General features: G+C 64.7%; 8 protein-coding genes. 6 read left to right on the plus strand and 2 right to left on the minus strand.

All coding sequences use genetic code 11. The features are described 5' to 3' along the window. The first annotated feature begins 69 nt into the window (after nt 1-69). A complete protein-coding gene (locus G154_RS23655) occupies nt 70-996 on the plus strand; it encodes a metal-dependent hydrolase (protein WP_019513528.1) in 927 nt (308 codons plus the stop codon). Further along, nucleotides 989-2,131 carry a hypothetical protein gene (locus G154_RS23660; RefSeq protein WP_019513527.1) on the plus strand — a complete coding sequence of 381 codons (1,143 nt, stop codon included), beginning with the start codon at nt 989-991 and terminating at the stop codon, nt 2,129-2,131. The genes G154_RS23655 and G154_RS23660 overlap by 8 nt, the downstream gene beginning before the upstream one ends. Nucleotides 2,132-2,190: 59 nt before the next feature. Here G154_RS23660 and G154_RS23665 read toward each other — a convergent pair whose 3' ends face one another. Continuing rightward, nucleotides 2,191-3,030 (minus strand): aldo/keto reductase, encoded by an 840-nt coding sequence (locus G154_RS23665; protein ID WP_023985571.1) that lies wholly within the window; start codon nt 3,028-3,030, stop codon nt 2,191-2,193. 7 nt (nt 3,031-3,037) lie between these two features. Then, entirely contained in the window at nt 3,038-3,877 is an 840-nt protein-coding gene (locus G154_RS23670) for an aldo/keto reductase (protein ID WP_023985572.1), read from the minus strand. On the opposite strand from G154_RS23670, the gene G154_RS23675 reads away from it, so the two are divergent. From G154_RS23675 to G154_RS27430, 4 genes are all read left to right on the plus strand, one after another. Continuing rightward, entirely contained in the window at nt 3,876-4,958 is a 1,083-nt protein-coding gene (locus G154_RS23675) for an alpha/beta hydrolase (RefSeq protein WP_023985573.1), read from the plus strand. The two genes, G154_RS23670 and G154_RS23675, sit on opposite strands and share 2 nt — an antisense overlap. A 10-nt stretch (nt 4,959-4,968) precedes the next feature. Then, a complete protein-coding gene (locus tag G154_RS23680; RefSeq protein WP_019513523.1) occupies nt 4,969-5,709 on the plus strand; it encodes a thioredoxin domain-containing protein in 741 nt (246 codons plus the stop codon). 50 nt (nt 5,710-5,759) lie between these two features. Further along, a complete protein-coding gene (locus G154_RS23685; RefSeq protein WP_234713078.1) occupies nt 5,760-6,323 on the plus strand; it encodes a vitamin K epoxide reductase family protein in 564 nt (187 codons plus the stop codon). A 170-nt stretch (nt 6,324-6,493) separates the two neighbouring features. After that, nucleotides 6,494-6,654 (plus strand): biotin carboxylase N-terminal domain-containing protein (locus G154_RS27430; protein ID WP_155944854.1); only part of this gene is annotated, 161 nt, incomplete at its 3' end.

The raw sequence follows: 6,654 nt of genomic DNA on the forward strand, positions 1-6,654 counted from the left end.
GACGCTAGCACGGACAAGTCAACATACATTTACACTAAGCGACGTATGATTGTGTGATAGCTTGCGCTGATGACCGATCTTCAGGTGCGCAAGATGCGCTTCGCCTTCGCCGATTACGACGTGCCGTTTCTCTGGAATGAGACAAATCCCGCGTTCTCGGCCATGGCCAATGCCGTCTCCTTCTTGGCGATCGCCTTCGAGAAGATGATCGTCAGCACGATGGCCGAGGCGAAGCCGTTGCTCGCCGATTCGCCGATCGCCGACGAGGCCGACGCGTTCGTCCGCCAAGAGGGCCAGCACTCGATGGCACACCGCCAACACGCCCGCGGACTGATCAAGGCGTATCCGGCGCTCAAGGAAACCCTCGACCAGGTCATCGCTGCCTTCGACGATCTCGTCGAGAACAAACCGCTGAAGTACCGGCTGGCCTACACCGCCGACTTGGAGGCCACGTTCACCCCGGTGTTCAAGTTGATGCTCGACAACGACGACACTCTGTTCGCGCCCGGCGACGACCGGGTGGCCTCGCTGTTCCTATGGCACTTCGTCGAGGAGGTCGAACACCGCAGCTCGGCGCTGATCATCTACAACGATCTGGTCGGCGATCCGTGGTACCGCGCACGTGTGGCACCGTCGATCTTCAAGCACGTGATGGACGTCGTGCGGATGGCCTGCGACGGGTTCAACAGGCATCTCCCGCTGGAGGTCCGCAAGGTTGATGCGGTGTCGACCTTCGCCCTGGAGCGGCGAAAGAACGCTCTGCTCAGGCGCATCGGTCGCCGCCCGGATTACGGCCCGCTGCAAGCGCCGTTCCCGCATCTGGGTTTGCGCGAACAGCTGGCGGCCCTGGTGGGTATCGTCCGCAGTCAGATTCCCGGCCACGATCCCACGCACGAGAAGTTGCCTGTGCTGGCCGACGAATGGTTCAGACGCTACGACGAGGGATACGACGTGACACAGTGGTACACGAATCAGAAGGCATCCGCCGATGTCTGATCTGTGTCGACCGACCTTCGAGCAGCTCGCCGAGCGGCTTGGTTTCAGCTGCGCGGAGGCCGGCGGCCTGGTCGATGTGCGTAATCCGCTGGCACTGGAGAATTGGACGCTGCCGGTACTCGAGCTGACGATCATCATCGGCGCCGTGCTGGCGTTGGCCTATGCGGTGATCCGGCTGCGCCGCCACGGTGATGCCACCAACCTCGTGCTGTGGTTCGGTGCCATCGCCTACCTGCTGATCATCGAACCGCCGCTGTACTTCCCGGCCGCGTTCGGCATCGAGGAACACATCGACACGATGTTCGCGCACAACGTCTTCACGGTCGAATTCCTCTGGGGCAGGCTGCCCCTCTACATCGTGGCGATCTATCCACTGATGGCCACCATCGCCTTCGAGATCGTGCGCAACCTCGGTGTCTTCCGCCGCTACGGCACGCTGGTCGGTGCGATGTGCGTCGGCTTCGTCCACCATGCCTTTTACGAGATCTTCGACCATCTGGGACCGCAGCTGCGGTGGTGGGAATGGACGCTGGAGCACCCGATGAACCAACCGTTCTTCGCCTCGGTGCCGCTGCCCAGCGTGGTGGTCTTCGCCGCGCTCTGGCCGATGTCGCTGGCATTCTGTGTCCAGTTCTTCGTCGGCAGATACGTCGACCGCGGACGGCGCTTCAGCGGCGGCCAGATCCTCTGGCGCACCGTGGTGGTGGGCCTGCTCGCCTCGGTGGGCACGGTGCTGCTGCCTGCGCCTGCGACGGTCATCGGCTCGTTCACGAACGTCACCGTGATGGGTGTCGTGTACGCGTTGGAGTTGCTGGTGATCACTGTCGTGGCGGTGCCGGTGCTCTACAAGCAGTGGCAGCGATTGCGCAACACGGCGGCCTCTGCCACCGAAGCGCGCTACGTGAATCCTCCGATGATTCGTTACGGCGTCCTGTATTTGGCGGTGATGGCACTGTTGTGGGCCACCGCCCTGCCCGCGTACTTCTCGGCTGTCGACGGCGTCACCGGCAATGGTGATCCGGTGGGCAGCCTCTGGTACACCGTGTTGTGCTTCGCCATCGCCGGCCTCAGTGCCGCTGCCGCGCTGACGGTTTCGTCCGCCAAGCCGGTGAAGCAGCCTGCGGCTGTCTCGTAAGCGATTTCGGTGAGGAAACGTGCGCACAGCACACGTTTCCTCACCGAAATCGCAAGAGACTAGGTCCCGGTGTAGGTGGCCGGATCCGGGCGGTACCGGGTGCCGTCATCGAGTCCGGTCAGCGCCGCGAGATGCTCCTCGGCCAATTCGAAGTCCAGTACGTCGAAGTTCTCCGCGATGCGCTCGGGCTTGGCCGAGCGCGGGATGACCACGTTGCCCAACTGCAGGTTCCATCGGATCAACACCTGCGCCGGGGTCTTGTCGTACTGCGCGGCCACCGCGGTGACGGTCGGGTTGTCCAGCAGTTTGCCGACCCCCAGCGGGCTGTAGGCCTCGGTCACGATGTTGTGCTCGGCATGCGCGGCACGCTGTTCGGTCTGCACCAGCTGGGGGTGAAGTTCGATCTGGTTGACCGCGGGTGCGACATAGGACAGGTCGATGATGTTGGTCAGATCCTCCGGTGTGAAGTTGGCGACACCGATGGACGTGGCCAGCTTGTCCTCGCGTACCCGCAGCAGCCCGCCCCAGCTGTCCACGTACTTGCCGGTATCCCCACCGGGCCAGTGGATCAGATACAGGTCCAGGTAATCGACGCCGAGCCGGTCCAGGCTGGCCTTGGCGGCGTCCTGAGAGGCCTGAAAGCCCTGATCCTGGGTCGCCAGCTTGGTGGTGAGGAAGATCTCGGCACGCGGGATGCCCGATGCGGCGATGGCACGACCCACACCTGCCTCGTTACCGTAAGCGGCGGCGGTATCGATAAGCCGGACACCGATTTCCAGCGCCGCGGACACCGCGCGCTCGGCCTCATCGTCAGTCAGCTCGCCCACCCCGATTCCGAGAACCGGAATTGTGTTCTCGTCGTTCAAGCCGATATTGGGCACAGCCGCTGCCGATGTCATGTCCTACCTATCCCGTGAAGTTGAAGGTGCGTGGGTCGGGACCCAACCGGGTGCCGTCATCGAGCGATCCGATGGACGCGATGTCCTTTTCGGTCAACTCGAAGTCGAACACGTCGAAGTTACTCGCTATCCGATCAGGGTTCACCGACTTCGGGATGACGATATTACCCAGCTGTAGATGCCATCTGATCAGCACCTGGGCTGGTGTTTTGCTGTGTGCCTCGGCAATCGCGGTGACCGTCGGCTCGCTGAGCAGACCACCCTGGCCCAGCGGGCTCCACGCCTCCGTGGCGATCCCCAACTCGGCGTGCAGCTCGCGCAGCTCCTGCTGCGGGAGCCGGGGGTGCAGTTCGATCTGATTGACCGCGGGCACGATCCCGGTGGCGTCGATGAGCGTGCGCAGATGCTCGGGCTGGAAGTTGCTGACGCCGATGGAGCGGACCCGCCCGTCGTCACGCAGCGTGGACAACGCCTTGAAGCTCTCCACGTACAGGTTGACCTCGGGCAGCGGCCAGTGGATCAGGTAGAGATCGACATAGTCCACGCCCAGTCGTTGAGCGCTGGCATCGAATGCCCGCAACGCCTTGTCGTAGCCCTGTTCGGAGTTCCACAACTTGGTGACCAGGTAGATGTCCGCACGGGGCACCCCCGAGGACACCAGCCCCTCGCCGACCTCGGTTTCGTTCTGATAGACCGCCGCGGTGTCGATGTGGCGATAACCCGTTCGCAGCGCACTCTCGACCGCGAGTCTGGTGTCCTCGGGCGGGGTCTGCCAGACTCCCAACCCGACCGCGGGGATGGAATGTCCGTCGTTGAGCAACCGTGTGGGATATGAGGGGGCAGTCATGGAAACGAGTCTGCCAGCGCGGCCGAACCCGAGCCCGCTGCGATTGAAGGCCGCAACCGTGGCGAGCCGGGTGTCGGTACCGCTACTGGCGCGCATCCCGAACCCCGTCAAGAGACTGCTGATGGGACGGCGCAGCGTCGTCATCGACGGCAACACCCTGGACACCAGCCTCCAATTGCTCCTCAACGCGCAACGCGCCTCGGGTATCGGTGGCCTCGTGGCCTGCGACGATGTGACCGTCGCACGCACCCAGCTCGATGAAGCGTCCGCCGCGTTCAAGACCGACATCGTGGCGCCGACCGACGACTTCTCGATCGCCGGACCGGCGGGCCCGATCGCGGTGCGGCACTATCGCGGTGAGGCGGGCGCACCGCTGCTGGTTTTCCTTCACGGTGGCGGTTTTGTCGTCGGCAGCCTGGCCACCCATGACGGATTCTGCCGCCGCATCTGCCGTGATGCCGGCGTGCACGTGCTCGCCGTCGACTATCGGCTGGCTCCCGAACACAAGGCGCCCGCCGCGGCCGAGGACTGTTTCGCCGCCTATACATGGGCGTTGGAACATGCCGCGGAGCTCGGTGCGGACCCCGACCGGGTCGCCGTCGGCGGCGACAGCGCCGGTGGCAATCTGGCCGCCGTGGTCACCCAGACCGCCCGCACGACCGGCACCGGGATGCCTGCGTTGCAACTGCTGATCTATCCGATGGTCGATCCGGTAGGGGAGACGGTCTCGCGCTCGCTGTTCGCCGATGGGTTCTTCCTCACCAAGGCCGATATCGACTGGTTCGACCACCATTACGTCGCCGGTTCGGGCGTGGCGCATGACGACCCGCGGGTGGCGCCACTGCACGCCGCCGACCTGACCGGATTGTCGCCCGCGCTGGTGGTGACGGCCGGTTTCGACCCGCTGCGCGACGAGGGCAGGGCCTATGCCCGCGCGCTCACCGCCGCGGGCGTGCCGGTCGATCACCGCGAGTACGGCTCGCTGGTGCACGCGTTCATCAATTTCTTTCCTCTCGGCGGGGACAGTGAACTCGCCGTCGTCGACCTCACCTCGGCGCTGCGGGCGCATCTGAGCCGGTAGGCTGCATCCCGTGGCGAACAAACCGAAGAAGCAGGCCAGTTACGACTTGAAGGCCGCTGACCGCAAGCGCAACCTTCTCGTCCAGATCGGGCTGACCTCGGTGGTCGTCCTGTTCGCGGTGGCACTGGTGCTGTGGATCGTGCTGAACGGGGAGACGAACCCCGAGGCCGGTGAAGCACGGGCCGTCCGCGTCGAATCCAGCCAGGTCGTCCGCAACGACGACGGCGTCGACCCCAAGGTCGTGCTGTCGGTCTACGAAGATCCGCTCTGCCCGCACTGCGGGGCATTCGAGAAGGCCTTCGGCTCGACGATCAACCAGCTCATCGACAAGGGCGTGATCGCCGTCGACTACTACATGGTCGGCATCCTCGACAGCGCCGGAAACCAGAACTACTCCTCCCGCGCCAGCGGCGCTGCCTACTGCGTCGCCGACGAATCCGTCGAGGCGTTCCGCCGCTTCCACGGCGCCCTCTACGCCCAGCAGCCCTCGGAGGTCGGCGGCTCGTACCCGACCAACGCACAGCTGATCGAAACCGCCCGGCAGGCCGGCGCCGCCGGCAAGGTGCCCGAGTGCATCGACAAGGAGCGTTACGTCAAGATGGCCGGCGGCATGGCCGCGGCCACCAAGATCAACGCCACACCCACCGTGCGGATCAATGGTGAGGACTACCAGTACAGCACCCCCGAAGTGCTGGTCGGCAAGATCAAGGAGATCGTCGGCGACGTCCCGGGTCTGGCCGCGGCATCGTGACCGCCACCGCCGACCTCGACGCGGCCGAGACTCCGGTCGAGCCGAGCGGCGTGCGTCGATCCAGCGCCATCGGGGTTCTGATCGCCGGTGTGCTCGGCCTGGCGGCCGCCGCCACGCTGACCATCGAGAAGATCGAGATCCTGATCGACCCCAGCTACGTCCCGTCGTGCAGCCTGAACCCGGTGCTGTCCTGCGGGTCGGTGATGGTCACCCCACAGGCCTCGGTCTTCGGCTTCCCCAACTCGTTGATCGGCATCATCGCGTTCACCGTCGTGCTCGTCACCGGCGTGCTGGCGGTGGCCAGGGTGTCGCTGCCGCGTTGGTACTGGGTCGGCCTCACGGTGGGCAGCGCACTCGGTGTCGTATTCGTGCACTGGCTGATCTTCCAGAGCCTGTACCGGATCGGGGCACTGTGCCCCTACTGCATGGTCGTCTGGGCGGTCACCATCCCGTTGCTGGTGATGGTCGCGTCCATCGCGCTGCGCGCCGAGACCGCCACCGGTGCCGGCCGCATCCTCTACGACTGGCGATGGTCGCTGGTGGCGCTGTGGTTCACCGCCGTCGTGCTGCTGATCCTGGTCCGCTTCTGGAACTACTGGTCGACGCTTCTGTAACCGACCACTCACAGTCCGGGGATATCCCGCGGTGAGCTATCCGCAGGTCAGTATCCTCATACCTGCGCATCAGCCGGTCTGTGGTGTCGCCAAGCGCGCCGTATCCGACGCCCCACCGACTCGTGCGGTCCGGGGCCGCCGGGATCCGAAGACGAAGGAGTGAGAGTTCGATGATTTCGAAACTCTTGGTGGCCAACCGCGGCGAGATCGCCATCCGCGCGTTCCGTGCAGCAACCGAGATGAACATCGCCACCGTTGCGGTGTATCCGTTCGAGGATCGCAATTCGTTGCATCGCCTGAAGGCTGATGAGTCGTATCAGATCGGGGATGA

Origin of the sequence: Mycobacterium sp. VKM Ac-1816D (assembly GCF_000416385.1) — a bacterium.
GTDB lineage: Bacteria > Actinomycetota > Actinomycetes > Mycobacteriales > Mycobacteriaceae > Mycobacterium > Mycobacterium neoaurum_A.

Coding starts and splice junctions, on each gene's coding strand:
- G154_RS23660 (WP_019513527.1), top strand. CDS start 989: ATGTCTGATCTGTGTCGACCGACCTTCGAGCAGCTCGCCGAGCGGCTT.
- G154_RS23665 (WP_023985571.1), bottom strand. CDS start 3,030: ATGACATCGGCAGCGGCTGTGCCCAATATCGGCTTGAACGACGAGAAC.
- G154_RS23675 (WP_023985573.1), top strand. CDS start 3,876: ATGGAAACGAGTCTGCCAGCGCGGCCGAACCCGAGCCCGCTGCGATTG.
- G154_RS23655 (WP_019513528.1), top strand. CDS start 70: ATGACCGATCTTCAGGTGCGCAAGATGCGCTTCGCCTTCGCCGATTAC.
- G154_RS23670 (WP_023985572.1), bottom strand. CDS start 3,877: ATGACTGCCCCCTCATATCCCACACGGTTGCTCAACGACGGACATTCC.